Origin of the sequence: Hymenobacter lucidus (assembly GCF_020447265.1) — a bacterium.
GTDB classification, from domain to species: Bacteria; Bacteroidota; Bacteroidia; order Cytophagales; family Hymenobacteraceae; genus Hymenobacter; species Hymenobacter lucidus.
Window position 1 is genome coordinate 172,252 of record NZ_JAJADR010000003.1, and the last position, 14,444, is coordinate 186,695.

The 14,444-nt window shown below is 60.0% G+C and carries 11 protein-coding genes and 1 tRNA gene; 6 read left to right on the plus strand and 6 right to left on the minus strand.

Annotated elements, in window-relative coordinates:
• Window positions 1-260: 260 nt before the first annotated feature.
• Both miaA and LGH74_RS12285 read right to left on the minus strand, forming a co-directional pair.
• Entirely contained in the window at window positions 261-1,166 is a 906-nt protein-coding gene (gene miaA / locus LGH74_RS12280; protein ID WP_226176081.1) for a tRNA (adenosine(37)-N6)-dimethylallyltransferase MiaA, read from the minus strand.
• Window positions 1,163-2,290: a glycosyltransferase gene (locus tag LGH74_RS12285; RefSeq protein WP_226176082.1), complete on the minus strand. Its 1,128-nt coding sequence runs from the start codon at window positions 2,288-2,290 to the stop codon at window positions 1,163-1,165. Before LGH74_RS12285 ends, miaA begins: the two co-directional genes overlap by 4 nt.
• A 143-nt stretch (window positions 2,291-2,433) precedes the next feature.
• Between LGH74_RS12285 and LGH74_RS12290 the strand changes: the two genes are divergently transcribed.
• From LGH74_RS12290 to LGH74_RS12305, 4 genes are all read left to right on the plus strand, one after another.
• The gene (locus tag LGH74_RS12290; RefSeq protein ID WP_226176089.1) at window positions 2,434-6,540 is read left to right on the plus strand and encodes a PAS domain S-box protein; all 4,107 of its coding nucleotides are present in this window, start codon (window positions 2,434-2,436) and stop codon (window positions 6,538-6,540) included.
• 59 nt (window positions 6,541-6,599) lie between these two features.
• On the plus strand, window positions 6,600-6,977 hold the full coding sequence (locus LGH74_RS12295; protein WP_226176096.1) for a response regulator: 378 nt from the start codon (window positions 6,600-6,602) through the stop codon (window positions 6,975-6,977).
• Window positions 6,978-7,087: 110 nt separating this feature from the next.
• A complete protein-coding gene (locus tag LGH74_RS12300; RefSeq protein ID WP_226176099.1) occupies window positions 7,088-7,855 on the plus strand; it encodes an MBL fold metallo-hydrolase in 768 nt (255 codons plus the stop codon).
• Window positions 7,856-7,859: 4 nt separating this feature from the next.
• Window positions 7,860-8,336 (plus strand): hypothetical protein, encoded by a 477-nt coding sequence (locus tag LGH74_RS12305; protein ID WP_226176101.1) that lies wholly within the window; start codon window positions 7,860-7,862, stop codon window positions 8,334-8,336.
• Window positions 8,337-8,419: 83 nt separating this feature from the next.
• On the opposite strand, the gene LGH74_RS12310 is transcribed toward LGH74_RS12305, so the two are convergent.
• Window positions 8,420-8,902, minus strand: coding sequence for a hypothetical protein (locus LGH74_RS12310; RefSeq protein ID WP_226176111.1), 483 nt, complete (start codon window positions 8,900-8,902; stop codon window positions 8,420-8,422).
• Window positions 8,903-9,088: 186 nt separating this feature from the next.
• On the opposite strand from LGH74_RS12310, the gene LGH74_RS12315 reads away from it, so the two are divergent.
• Window positions 9,089-10,645 (plus strand): NFACT RNA binding domain-containing protein, encoded by a 1,557-nt coding sequence (locus tag LGH74_RS12315; protein WP_226176114.1) that lies wholly within the window; start codon window positions 9,089-9,091, stop codon window positions 10,643-10,645.
• A gap of 172 nt (window positions 10,646-10,817) precedes the next feature.
• Here the strand turns inward: LGH74_RS12315 and LGH74_RS12320 are convergent.
• Window positions 10,818-10,899 (minus strand) — tRNA-Leu (locus LGH74_RS12320).
• A gap of 367 nt (window positions 10,900-11,266) precedes the next feature.
• Here LGH74_RS12320 and LGH74_RS12325 point away from each other — a divergent pair.
• Window positions 11,267-11,776, plus strand: coding sequence for a low affinity iron permease family protein (locus LGH74_RS12325; protein ID WP_226176116.1), 510 nt, complete (start codon window positions 11,267-11,269; stop codon window positions 11,774-11,776).
• A 74-nt stretch (window positions 11,777-11,850) separates the two neighbouring features.
• Here LGH74_RS12325 and LGH74_RS12330 read toward each other — a convergent pair whose 3' ends face one another.
• Together LGH74_RS12330 and LGH74_RS12335 are read right to left on the minus strand one after the other, a co-directional pair.
• Window positions 11,851-12,522, minus strand: a complete 672-nt coding sequence (locus LGH74_RS12330) for a Dps family protein (RefSeq protein WP_226176119.1) — start codon at window positions 12,520-12,522, stop codon at window positions 11,851-11,853.
• A 179-nt stretch (window positions 12,523-12,701) separates the two neighbouring features.
• Window positions 12,702-14,300, minus strand: a complete 1,599-nt coding sequence (locus LGH74_RS12335; protein ID WP_226176122.1) for a hypothetical protein — start codon at window positions 14,298-14,300, stop codon at window positions 12,702-12,704.
• Window positions 14,301-14,444 lie beyond the last annotated feature (144 nt).

Sequence of the window (14,444 nt, forward strand, 5' to 3'; positions counted from 1 at the left end):
GTGCTAATGTGGGGAATGTGCTGAAGTGCTAATGCCTTAGTGTGTCATTGCGAAGCAATCCGTCTTCTGGCAGGTAGTCACGTCCTTTTACCAGAAAGCCCTTTATTCCCGCCAGAGTAAAGGGCTTTTCAGTGAAGGCCACTCAGCACATTTCAGAGGACGGATTGCTTCGCAAGCTCGCAATGACACATTACCCACATTCTACCACATTCCTCACATTGAGCATTAGCACATTGAAACCACATTAGCACCTGAGCACATTACACCTTCACTTCCTCTGGGTGCATCCACTGGTACGCAGCGTCGCGGCGGAGCCAGGTGAGTTGGCGCTTGGCGTAGTGGCGGGTATTGCGTTTGAGCAGGCGCACGGCCTCGGGCCAGTCGTAAAGGCCGTCGAGGTAGCCGAATATTTCCTGGTAGCCCACGGTTTGCAGCGCGTTGTGGTGGCGGTAGGGCAGCAGCGCGGTGGCTTCGGCCAGCAGGCCCTGCGCCAGCATCTGCTCCACGCGTAAATCGATGCGCTGGTAGAGCTCTTCCCGCTCCCGGGTGAGGGCAATTTTGATGGTATCGAACGGCCGCTCCTTGGCTACTTTGGGTGTGTGGAAGCTGGAAAACGGCTGCCCCGTGCTGCGCGTTACTTCTAGGGCCCGCACCACGCGCTGGTGGTTCTGCCGGTCAATGCGGGCGTGGGTTACCGGGTCGAGGCGGGCCAGCTCAGCCACCAGCGGCTCCAGGCCGTGCGCGGCCAGCTCCTGCTGCAAAGCGGTCCGCACGGTAAGGTCGGCCAGGGGCATTTCGTCGAGGCCTTCCGTAACGGCCTGCAGATACAGGCCCGAGCCGCCGGTCAGAATCACGAGCGGGTGCTTCCGGAACAGCTCATCGAGCAGGGCCAGGCAGTCGGCTTCGAAGCGGCCGGCGTTGTAGTCTTGCGTAATGCTGTGCGAATCAATAAAATGGTGTGTTACGCCCTGCATTTCGGCGGGCGTAGGCTTGGCCGTACCGATGCTTAGCTCCCGGAAAAACTGGCGAGAGTCGGCCGAAATAATGTCGGTTTGGTAGTGTTGGGCCAGCTGCACGCACAGGGCCGTTTTGCCCACGGCCGTCGGCCCTGTAATCACGAGCAGCGTGGGTTTGGCGGGCAAAGTATCGGGAAGTGGAAAGGTCATGCGGGAATGGTTTGGGGAACCCAGAGGCTCTGGTAAAGCGCCACGAGCTGCTGCTCCTCGTGCTGCCAGTTAAAGGCCAGCCGGGCGCGGCGGCAATTTTGGGCCAGTTCATGGTAGCGGGCCGGGTTGTCGCGCAGCAGCCCGTTGAGGGCCGTAGTAATTGAGTCCGGCGTTAGTTCTACCACTTCGGCTACTTCATATTGCTGGTTGAGGTGACGATATTCCGGAAAATCAACGATAAGCTGCGGAATGCCGGCGTGCAGATAGTCGAAAAATTTATTGGCCAGGGAATAGTAATAGCTCAGGCCCTGATTTTCGAGCAGCATAATGCCCACCGCGGCGTGACTAGTAACCTCGCGCAGTTCGGCGGGCAGCACGTAACCGCGAAAGTCAACCTTACCGGAATCCAGCAAGCCCAGCCGGACTGCCCGTTCCCGCAAGGCTGCCGATAAATCTCCTTCTCCACACACCACCAACCGGCCCGCTACTTGGGGCATGGCATCGAGCAAAGCCTCCAGGCCCCGGCCTGCGTTTAAGGCACCCTGGTACAGAATGTAGCCGCCAGCCGGCGCGGCCGGGGGAGCCGGCGGCAGCTCGCTGGCCTCCAGCCGGCTGATGTTGCGGATTACCGAGAAGGGGCGTCCATAGCGCTGCTCAAATACCTGGGCCAGCGCTGGCCCCACAGTGTAGGCGAGGGCAGCCCGCGGTACAATAAAGCTCTCCACGGCCCGCCAGAGGCGCTGCACGGCCGGCCGGGCCACTACTTCGGGCACTTCCGTAAATAGCTCATGGGCATCGTACACGAAAGGCTGGCCCGCCAGCCGGGCCCGCAGCCACACGGGTAGAGCCGTATCCAAGTCGATGGCGCACCAGGCGGCGGCCCGCTGACTGAGTAGATAGGCAAATAGTCTTATATTGAACTCCAGATAGAATAATTTGCCTTTATTGTACCAGCAGCGCAACCGGTGCTGCCGGTACGCCTGGGCTGTGAGCGGCCGCGACGCGGCCCACTCCCGGCCTACCAGGAGTACGTCGTAGCCATGCCCGGCCAGGCTGCCGCAAATGCGCTGCATCCGCTGGTCGTAGTTTAAATCGGTGGTAACCGTGAAGATGAGGGTGCACATACGGAAGCAAGCCACCTTTTTCCGGGATGAATTACCCGCAAAAACGCGCTATCTGGGATATTTTTGACAAATTTAAGGAGTTAAAACTCGCGTACTGGTCAGTAGTGGTGGGCGAAGCTCCCACGGACCGCCTATCCTACCCGATGTCGATTCATCCTGTATCACCGGCTACCTCGGCGCCGGGGTCTGTTCCGGCCCCGTCTGCTGATTTGTACCGCGCCCTCTTCGAGGATGCTTATGACGCCATCTTGCTCTTCGATGAGCAGGGTGGGCTGGTCGACTGTAACCAAACCGCATTGGAGCAGCTCGGCACCACACGCCCGCAGTTGCTGGCCGAAGGTTTAGCTCCCTTTACCCTCGCCCCTGCCGAGGAGCAGGAAGACTATTGGCTTTCGGCGGAAATGCTGCTCGAAGCCGTGCTGCACACTGCCCAAACCGGCGCCAAATTCTCCAAACAGTGGCAGGGCCGCCGCTCCGACGGTACCCCGCTCGACGCCTGGGTGACGCTGCACCGCGTGGCGCTGCCCGATGGCCTGACGCGCGTGCAGCTTACCCTACGGGATGTAACGCAGGGTAAGCGCCAACACGCTAGTATCCGGCAGCAGCAGCAACTAGACCGCACCCAGCAGCAGGTACGCGACCTGCTGAGCCGTACCAACCTGAGCTACGTATTGGGCGACCGGGACGGCAACATCGTGGATGTGAACGACTTTTTCCTGCACTACACCGAGTACACCCGGGAAGAAGTGCTGGGGCGCAATTTTCACGAGATGTTCTCGCTGCCATCGGAGCGCGATAAGCTGCGGCAGGCCTACCTGAAATGCGTTGAAACCGGGCAGCTGCAGGATTTCTACGAGCGCAGCATCGTTACCAAGTCGGGCCAGACGCGCATGGTGTACTGGCACGCCGAGTTTTCGCATAGGCTGGATGGGGCCATCAGCGGCATTTTCGTGGTGGGGCGCGACTATACCGACCGGCACATGGCGGCCCGCGCCCTGACCGACAACCGCCACCGGCTGCAGGACTTCCTCGACAATGCCCACGACCTGATTCAGAACCTGAGCATCGACAACCGCTTCCTGTTCGTGAACAAAGCCTGGAAGGAAAAACTGGGTTTCAGCGACGAGGACCTGAGCCAGATGACCCTGGGCGACGTGGTGCACCCCTACTACAAGGCCAAGTTGCTTTATCAGCTGCGCAACCTCTACAAGGGCGAAAAGGTCAACAAGCTCGAAACCGTATTCCTGACCAAGACCGGCAAGCCGATTCACCTTATCGGCTCCATTTCCTGCTCCTGGCAGGACGATGAGCCGGTGAGCACCCGCGCCATTCTGCACGACATCACCGACCGCATCAAGGCCGAGCGCCTGCAGAAGGTATACTACAGCATTGCCAACCTGGCCATCAGCTCCAAGGACTTACAGTCGCTTTACGGGGCCATTCACCGGGAGCTGAGCAAAATCATTGAAACCAACAACTTCTACATTGCCCTCTGCGACGACGCGCGCACCCAGCTGCAGTTCAGCTACTTCGTCGACCAGAACATTCAGGGCGAGCAGGGGCTGGTGTCGCGGCCGTTTTCGTCGGGCGTGTCGGAGTATATCATCCGCACTGGGCGGCCCATGTTTATGCTGCGGGCCGAGTTGCAGGAGCTTATTGCCAACGGCACCATTACGGCCTACGGCCTGATGCCGGAGGTGATGCTTTGCTCGCCCCTGAGCATTGGGGAGCGGATTATCGGCGTCATTGCCGTGCAGGACTACCACAAGGCCGATGCCTACGCGGCGGCCGATATTGAGATTCTGCACTTCATTTCCAACCAGGTGGCGCTGGCCATTGAGCGCAAGCGCAACGAGGTTCAGATCAACAAGCAGAACGCCCGCCTGAACGCTATTTTCGAGAGCGGCTCCCACCTGATGTGGTCGGTGGATATGCACTCCCGCCTGACCTCGTTCAACCGCAACTACTCGGCCTACTTCCTGCGTCGCAACGGCGTGTATCCGTCGCTGAACGTGAACCTCTGGCAGGCCGACCTGGGTATGATGGAGGACGAGGCACGCGAGGCTTTCGTGGAAAACTACCGCCGGGCATTTCAGGGGCAGCCCCAGCGCTTCGAGGTGCGCGTGCGCGACCTGCGGGGCCAGGATACCTGGCGTGAAATCTACCTCAACCCGATTTACCTCGACGACGGCACCTTCGAGGAAATATCGGGCATGGCCCACGACATCACCGAAAAGAAACGCTCCCAGCTGGAGCTGGCCGCCCAGGAAGAGAAGTTCCGGGCCATCTTCGAGTCGTTTCAGGATGTGTACTACCGCACCGATGGCAAAGGCGTGCTCACGCTCGTCAGCCCCTCGGTGGAAGACATGCTGGGCTACGCACCCGAGGAAGTGGTGGGCACACCCATCATGGACTACTACATCTTCCCGGATCAGCGCAACGAGCTGCTTACCAGCATTCAGCAGTTTGGCGAAGCCCGCAACATCGAAATTGCCATGCGCCACAAGAATGGGCATTCGGTGAGCGTGCTGGTGAATGCCAGGAAGGTAAACGACGGCCCGGCCGGCACTGAGGGCATCGGGCGCGACATCACCGAGCTCAAGCAGATGCAGGACGACCTGCGCCTGGCCAAGGAAGAAGCCGAAACCGCACTGGAAGCCAAAACCCAGTTCCTGGCCAATATGAGCCACGAGCTGCGCACGCCCATGAACGGCATCATCGGCATGATTGATTTGCTGCACCAGACCGTGGCCTCCGAAGAGCAGGAAGAGTACGTGGATACGCTGCGCAAATCGTCGGACGCGCTGCTCACTATTCTAAACGACATTCTGGATCTGTCCAAGATTCAGGCCGGCAAGCTCCAGCTCAACGAGTCGGGCATCGACCTGCACTACACGCTCGACAAGATTCATTCGCTGTTTGCCAACCGCGCCAACCAGAAGCACCTTAAGTTCACCTACCACATTACGCCCCACACGCCGCGCTTCATCATTACCGACGAAACCCGGGTGCTGCAGGTGCTGAGCAACCTGACCTCCAACGCCATCAAGTTTACGGCGGCGGGCACGGTCAGCATTATTGTTTCGTCGGTAAGCACCGATGGTATCGAGCACACGCTGCGGTTTGCGGTGCAGGACTCCGGTATCGGCATTTCGCCGGCCAATGCCAAACTGCTCTTTACCAATTTCACCCAGCTCGACACCACGCCCACCAAGGCCTTTGGCGGCACGGGGCTGGGCTTGGCCATCAGCAAGCAGCTGGCCGAGCTGCTGGGCGGCGAAATTGGCATGATTTCCAACACCGACGACGGCTCCACGTTCTGGTTTACGATGCGCTGCCGGGTGGCCCTCAACGAAGAGGAAATCGTGCAGGAGCGTATGGCCTCCCGCGACCGGAGCCACGAAATCATGCGCCTCGAAACTGCCCCGCGGGTACTGCTCGTCGATGATAACCCCATCAACCAGAAAGTGGCCGTGCGCCTGCTCGACAAGCTGGGCTGCCAGATCGACGTGGCCAGCGACGGATTTGAGGCCATCAGCAAGGCCACGGCGCCCACGGGCCAGTACGAGATTATCTTCATGGATATTCAGATGCCGGAAATGGACGGCATCACAGCCATGCACGAAATTCGGCAACGCCTGGGCCGGCAGTGCCCACCCATCGTGGCCATGACGGCCTACTCGATGAAGGAAGACGCCGAGCGGTTTGTGCAGCAGGGCATGGACGACTACATTTCCAAGCCCGTCAAGTCGCAGGACCTTTACACGGTGTTGCTGCGCTGGACGGCCGCCATTGAGCGTATGGCCGCCCTGCACCTTTCGGCCGCCGACCCCGCGCCCGAGCCCGAAACCGGTGCTGCGGAAGCTACTGAAACGGCCACAGCCGAGCCCACAGATGCCCAGGAAGTCACACTGATTGACCCCGAGGTACTGGACCAGCTGCGGCAGCTGGGCGGGGCCGAGTTTGCCGGCCAGCTTTACGCCGATTTCGAGCAGGAGGCCGGCGGGTTGCTGGCCGAGGCTCAGGAATTGGTGACCCAAAAGCAGTACGAGCAGATTTTGCCACATTTGCACCAGCTAAAGGGTACCGGCTTCACGCTGGGCATAAATCAGCTGGCCGAATGCGCCAAAAGCTTGGAACATGACCTAAAAAAGGGCCATCTTGACCACATTGAACAGGATTTCGCGACTTTGATGCACCACTTCACGGTCTTTACCAATACGTATCAGGCTGTTACCCAGAGCGAGTAGTTCCCGTAGTAGTTTTCACCGACCCTTCCTTTCCATTCCGACCCTAAAACTTCTTTCCCATGGCCGATTCTAAAACGATCCTGATTGCAGAGGACAGCTCTGTTATTCTGAACCTGACCAAAAAGATTCTGGAGCTCCAGAAATACCGCATCGTGTCGGCTAAAAACGGGGGCGAAGTCATTAAACAGGTGGAAAGCCAGCCCATCGACTGCGTGCTGATGGACATCAACATTCCGGTGAAAGATGGCATGGAATGCACCCGCGAAATTCGGCGCAACGCCGACCCGCGCATCGCCCAAATTCCGATTATTGCCATCACGGGCAACGCCAACAACTACTCGATGGAGCAGTTCCGCGAAGCCGGCGTAACCGACTACCTGCCCAAGCCCCTCGACTTCGACGCCCTGGTGCGCGTGGTGAAGCAGTACGTTGGATAGTTTTTAATTAATAATTAAGGAATTAGCAAGTAAGAATTGGTGGTTCTTTCCCGGCTTTTTCGTCTGGAATAATTACTGATTCTTGCTTGCTGATTACGAATTCAGAAATAGTGCAAGTTACTTTTCTCGGTACCGGTACGTCACAGGGAGTACCCATGATTGGGTGTCATTGCCCGGTGTGCAGCTCCGTGGACTACCGCGACAAGCGCCTGCGCGTGTCAGTACACGTGCAAACCCAGGGCAAAAGCCTGATTATCGACTCCGGACCCGACTTCCGGCAGCAGGTGCTGCGTGCCCGCATCGACCACCTGGATGCCCTGGTGTTTACGCACGAGCACAAAGACCATACGGCCGGTATGGACGATATCCGGGCCTACAACTTCAAGCAGCAGCAGGATATGCCCGTGTATGCCGAGCCCCGGGTGCTGGAGCAACTGCGGCGCGAGTACGCCTACATCTTTGCCGAGCACAAGTACCCCGGCGTGCCCAAGGTGCAGACCATGCCCATTCTGAGCGACACCGACAGCTTTGAGGTGGAAGGCGTGCTGGTGCAGCCCATCCGGGCCATGCACTACAAGCTACCCGTACTGGGCTTCCGCATCGGCAACTTCACTTACATCACCGACGCCAACTACCTGTCCGAAGAATCGTTGGAGCGGGTGCGGGGTTCGGAGGTGATTGTGCTGAATGCCCTGCGCCACGAAGAGCACATTTCGCACTATTCCCTGCCCGAGGCTGTGGATATTCTCACCGATCTGGCCCCGCGCGTGGGCTACATCACCCACATCGGCCACCAGCTGGGCAAGCACCGCGAAGTGGAAGCCACCCTGCCTGCGTTTATCCGGTTGGCGTACGACGGGCTGCAGGTGACGCTTTAAGTGGATGCGCCTGTATCCTTCCGTTACCGAGCAGTTTTATTCGCCGCTGCCTCCCGAGCAGTTGCTGCAACGCATACAGGCTAATACCGCATCGGGCTTTTCCTGGGGATGGCGGGCAGAGCCTTTTCGGGGACGTATCGTCTATAACCGGTTTGAGCTGTGCCATCTGAGCTGGTATACCAGTCCTACAGCCCGGCCTCAGATTACGGGTTGGGTTGAATTCTCATCCTCGGCAGCAGGAAGTGTGCTACGGCTGCGCTACCGGCTGCAGTCTTTTGGTATAATAGGATTCAGTGTTGTGCTACTGATCAGCCTTGTAATACTGGGAGTTCTAATTGATATCGGCACTCCAAACTACCTGTTCTACCTCGTCCCCGTTGCCATCACCGGCTTCGCCGCTGCCTCGTTACTTATACCGTTCTGGATTGCGGTACGCCATACAAAAGGCATACTCATGCCGCTTCTGGAACTGCAGCAGTAAGGCGCGGCTTAACCTCGGTTGGGCATTCTGGCGCCGACAGAAGCCTCACGATTCAGATTATACTTTTCTCAATAACGGCGGCGCTACTTATTAGCCGCGGCGGCTACGGTGAACCACAAGGCAAAATCCTGCTTGACGGGCATTTCCTGCTTATCCAGAGTCCGCTCGATTTCCCACAGGGTGTAGGTGAGCAGGTAGCGGCGGCCGTTGGCCCGCACGCTGGTCGTATCGAGCCAGGCGGCGCTGTAGGGCCGCGGGCCGTGGTGCGGCAGGCTGAGCTGCTGCTTGTGGCCCTGGGCATCAGTAATGGTCAGCACCGGCCAGGCCATGCTGCCGACCACGCAGGTCACGGCCTCGGGGCAGTAGCTGTATTTCACTTCATCGAGGCGCACGGTCAGCTCGGGGCTGGTGGCGGTGGGCAGCGACGCCTGCTGCTGGTAGTGCAGGGCGAAGTCGCGGCTGAAGTCAATGCCGAAATCCTGGGGCGCAATGGCAGGGTCGACGGTTGATTTCTGGCAGGCACCCAGGCTGAGGGCGGCAATAAGGAACAGTAGCGTTGATTTCATTGAACAGACAATAAGTACTTTCACCAGTAGCATCGGTTAATCACCGCCCGACCCGATGAGCCGGTTGCCGGCCCAATGGTTGCACCGGCAATTCATAAGTTTTTCGCGGCTACTTTTCCGACTTCGTTTCCGGCCTTGCCGGAGCTGCCCTACCCGGCCGCTTGCCCGCTTTTCTTCGCTTACCCAATGCACAACAACTATTATTTCCTGCGCCAGCTGGCTCCTGCTCTCACCCGGCAGCTGGCCGGCTTTCGGGTCGTTACCTGCTTTTCCCAGGAAAAAGACGAGCTGGTTATCGGCCTGACGAATGGCGAGGCCGAGTACTGGCTCAAGGCCCAGCTCTCAGCGGCCTGGCCGGTGCTGGCCCTGCCCGAAACGTTTCACCGGGCCCGGACCAATTCCGTGGACCTGCTGCCGGGCCTGCTGGGCAAGGTGGTGATGCGCGCCAGCGTGTTTCTGAACGACCGGGTGCTGCAGTTGCACTTCCAGGGCGACGCCACCCTGCTTTTCAAGCTCTATGGCCCCCGCCCCAACGCCATTTTCCGCCCCGGGCCCGCCGCGCCGGCCGAACTGTTTCACCAGCGCTATACCGCCGATACCGACCTGGCTCCCGCCCCCACCGAGCCCCTACCCGACCCGCTGAACCCCTTGCGCAGCTACCCGGCCCTCGGCGACGTGCCCCCGCGCTACCTGCGCACCCACGGTTACGACGCGGCCGACGCCGCTACCCGCCAGCAGCTGGTGCAGGACGTGGTGGCTCAGCTGAACAACCCACCCCAATTTTACCTCACGGCCATTGAGGGCAAAACCCGCCTGACGCTGCTGCCGGTGGGTGAAATCGAGCAGACCCTGCCCCCCGACCCGGTGGCGGCACTACGCCTGTTTGTGCCCCTCACGCTGGGCCGCCGCGCCTACGAAACCGAGCTGCGCCAGGTGCGGCAGCTACTGGAAAAGCGGGCCGAGGAAGCTACCATCAGTGCCAGCCAGGCCCGCACCCGCCTGTATGCCCTGGAGCACACGGCCGGCTACCGCCAAACCGCCGACCTGATTATGGCCAACCTGACGCACATTCCGGCCGGGGCCGCGCAGGTAGAGGTGCTGGACTTTTACCAGAACGACCAGCCCCGCGTTATCAAGCTCAAGCCCACGGAAACGCCCCAGCGCACGGCCCAGAACCTCTACCGCAAGGCCAAAAACCAGAAAATAGAAACCGAGCAGCTGCAGGAGCGCATCGAGCGGCGCGAAACTGAAGCCCTCTGGTGCCTGGAGCGGCTGGAGGAGCTGGCCGCCATTACCGAGCTGCGGGCCCTGCGCACCTGGCGCAAAACCCACGAGCTACTACCCGCCACCAAGACCCAGGAGGCGGCCGAGCTGCCCTTCAAGGTATTTACCGACAGCGGTTATACCATTCTGGTGGGCCGCAACGCCCAGAACAACGACCTGCTCACCCAGCGCTACGCCCACAAGGACGACCTGTGGCTGCACGCCAAGGACGTGACGGGCTCCCACGTGGTTATTAAGCAGAAAGCCGGGCAGCCCGTGCCCGAGCCGGTGGTGGAGCGGGCCGCGCAGCTGGCCGCCTGGTACTCGCGCCGCAAAAACGACTCGCTCTGCCCCGTGACCGTAACGCCCAAGAAATTCGTGCGCAAGCGCAAGGGCGCCGTGGCCGGCCAGGTGGTAGTGGAGCGGGAACGGGTGGTACTCGTAGTGCCCGCCAACCCATTTGAGCGGGTCGGCGGCTAGTGTGGTGCAGAGACACAACCTTGCGTCTCGTTGTTGAACGATAATTGTTCGGATTGGATAAATAGCATCAGCAACGATTGAGACGCAAGGTTGCGTCTCTACACCCGACCAAGCATAGGCCGAAAAAGCAAAAACCTGCTTCAGACGAGCTGAAGCAGGGTTTTTCGTTGTGTGCGCGCGGGGAGATTCGAACTCCCACACCCGAAGGCACCACCCCCTCAAGATGGCGTGTCTACCAGTTTCACCACGTGCGCAATTGGGCAAGGTAAGCGGTACTCACAGCAGCAGCTTTTGGCCGCTGACTTCGCTGAGGCGGCGAAGTGGGTACAAAAGTAGCCGGCCAAGGCAAGCGGTGCAAGTACGGGGCCGCTTTTTCCGCAAAAAAGACTTGGCCTGCCGCCTGACCAGCTAAGAATCAAGCACAAAGACGGCAGAAAAATTTACACCTGTTGCTTTTAGCGGTCAGCAGATGCTAGTAGCCGCTTTCGGCTGGGCTGGCTCATCCGTTGCTCATTCTCGCACCGGTAACTTTAACCGGGTCCCGGCCGGCCGGGACCCGGTTTGGCCGTAGAATTATCCGGACAATTCTGCTTCTTCTTGCTTACGCCTACCTTTCTCCGCATGAATCATATAGCTCAAACGAAAGAAGCCCTCGGGCCACCGGCTGGGCCGGCAACTGCCTTTTTTGCCCGCCTGGCCGAGCGCATCACCAAGTTTTCGGGCACTACCCTGGCTTTCTGCGTGGCTGCCGGGCTGGTGCTGGTGTGGGCCCTTACCGGGCCGCTGTTTCAGTATTCCGAAACCTGGCAGCTCGTTATCAATACCAGCACTACTATCATCACTTTTCTGATGGTATTTCTGATTCAGCGGGCCCAGAACAAGGATTCCCTGGTGCTGCACCTGAAGCTCAACGAGTTGATTGCGGCCACCAAAGGTGCCAGCAACCGCCTGATCAACGCCCAGGATTTCACGGAGGACGAAATCAACATTCTGCACCAATACTACTGCTTGCTGGCCGAGAAGGCGCAGAAGGAAAACGACCTGGGCCGTACCCATACCGTGGAGGAAGCCGAAGAAAACCACCAGGAGAAGGTGGAGGCCCACCAACCGAAGGCGGCCCGCCGCCGCTGAGCCTTCCCTCTGCGGGCACAAAAAAGCCCGGCCTCCATTGCGGGAGCCAGGCTTTCTTCAGTTACCGGGTATGCTTACTCGGCGCGGGCCAGAGGCGTATCTACTACGTGCTCCGACACGAACCAGACCTGCATCTCGTTGGCCCGCAGCACTTCGCTGATCAGCAAGTCGTTGGTGCCATCGTCGCCGCTTTCATCGGCCTGCTCGGCGAAGTCATGGCAGTTTTTGAGGATAATCTGGTGCGCTTCCAGCAGGCGCGACACCTGAATGGGGGCCTCTTCCCGGTCGCGGGGTGGGCGCGGAATGCTGGCCAGCTCGGCCACGTCGTGGGCCATGGCCACTGCCACGCCGCCCAGGATCTGGATACGCTCAGCAATGGTATCGACCAGTACGCTCTGCTCTTCGTAGTGCTTGTCGTAGAGCAGGTGCAGCTGGTAGAAGGTAGGCCCTACTACCTGCCAGTGGTGTTTTTTGTACAGGTCGCGCAGAGTGATGGTGTCGGCCAGCATCTGGTTGAGGTTGCTCACGCTTTGCTGGCGGGTTTTCTCATCGAGGCCGATGGGCAGCCGCTGCGACACGGTACCGTATTTCTGGAGCGGAGCCGGGGCGTTGAACTGCTGGTTGAGCACGGGCTGTACGCTGGGGTGCGCTTGGCCGTTGGCACCGCTGCTGGCAGTGGGAGAATCTTTCTTGGGGGCCACGGCCTTGGCGGCAGCGGGTTTCTTGGTGGTGTCTTTGGTAGCCATTAGTAGAGAAGCGGAAAGTGGAAGTAGCCACAGGGCGGCCACAGCAGACTGTACGAGTGCCACGACGCTAGGTTTGGGACTGAGCCGCAAAGAGTCCAACTTCCTGTAAATTCCGGAGCCATAAAAAATGCCGTGACCAGCAGGCCACGGCATTTTCTGAGCACTCAGGCGCCGTTCTACTACTGGGCGTCGGTGCGGAGCAGGCGGGCTACCTGGCGCCCATCGGCGGTGCGGGCCAGGTAGAGGCCGGCAGGAACTGAAGCGGCCGGCCGCCACTGCACCTCGCCCGTGGGCAGGCTCTGCAGCGTGGTTACCTGGCGGCCCAGCTGGTCGAATACGATGACGGCCTGTACGCCGGGCCGGGCTAGCGTGAAGCTTACCTGAGCCTGGAAAGGTGTGGGCACGGCTGCCAGAGTGGTAATTTGCCGAGGTGCCTGCGTAGCCAGCGTAGTGCCCCCCACCTGGAACGTCAGCGTCTGGGTGTGCTGGCCTTTGATGGGGCAGTTGCTGTCGGTGGTCGTCACGGTGCAGAAGTAGAGGCCGGGGCGCAAATTCGCGGGCGGAATCCAGTCGATCTGCACAGTAGGGTTCACGCTGGGCGGGGCCGGGGTAAATTCGGCATTGGTCAGCACCTGCTCGGCGTTGCTGGTCATGGTCAGTACTTGGCCGCTGTTGGCGTCGGAGCTGCTCAGGCGTACGGTTACCAGCCGGCCCGGCGTCACGGGAATGATGTTGGTAACGGGCTGCGCCGTGGAGCTGTTGTTGACGGTGAGGGGAGCAATAACCGGGTTTTGGTTGGGGCCGCAGTCCACGACGGTAAAGAGCATGTCGCGGCGCACGGTGCCCACCAAAAAGGCGCGGCCCGTAGCCGGCCGCCGGTATTCCGACACCTTCAGGGCCACCACGTATTTGTTGTCGGCGCTATTGATGGCCGGGTTGAAGAGGGCCGGCTTGATAGAAATCGAGCCGTTGGCCGGGTTAAACCCGAAGAAGGCCGTCTGCTGGCGCAGGGGGCAGGCTCCGGACACGTTGTAGGAGAGCAGCGGCAGCGTGGGCGAGTAGGTGCCGGCCGGCGCCACCGTGTAGCAGTTGGCATCTACTGGGTCCACGGTGGTCGTGCTGGCGTACGACTTGTAGGCGGCCGGCTCGTTGCAGCCCAGCAGCGGGGCGGCCAGCTCATACACCAGCGAATCGCCGTCGGAGTCGGTGGCCAGCTGACTCAGGGTAGTTGGCAGGTTCCAGCCCACGAATGAGACGACCTGCGAGGAGCTGCTGAACACCGGCGAGGAGTTGACAACGCCGGTGCGGCTGTCCAGCATTGCCTCGGTGTAGAAGTTACCATTCCCCAGATTCACATTGCCCAGCGTGGGGCGGGCGTTGAGCACCACGCTGAGCAGCCACTGCGCGGGTGGCAGCGTTACGGTTACCTGAAACAGGCCGGTTTCGTAGTTGGTGGGCAGGCCACTGCCGCAGGGAGCCCCCAACGCGGCGCAATAGTCGCTACCGGTGCGCATGGAGTTCGGCACCAGCGTCATTGGCACCGAGCCGGCGGCTACCCCGCCACAGGCGCCGGTGCGGTATTCCAGCTCCGGGGTAATAGCCGAAAAAGAAGCCCCGCCACAGTCGCGGTACACCCGAAATGACACCTGGTAGCGGTTGTTGCCCAGGGACGAGTACGAAATTTCGCCGGCCTGAATGTGGGTGGCAAACAGCTGCGGGGCACTCAACACGCCCAGCAGTAGCAGCACCGCCCGAATAAAGAGTAGGAGTTTACTCATACATAGAGATGAAAAAGGTGAATATCAGGAATGTCGTATAGTTACGGCAAAAACTTTAGCCGATGAAAAACGGTCGGTAAAATTTCACTGCTCAGCGTCTTAGCCGTATTTCGCCGCCCTTTATGGCGAGCTGGGCCTTATCCC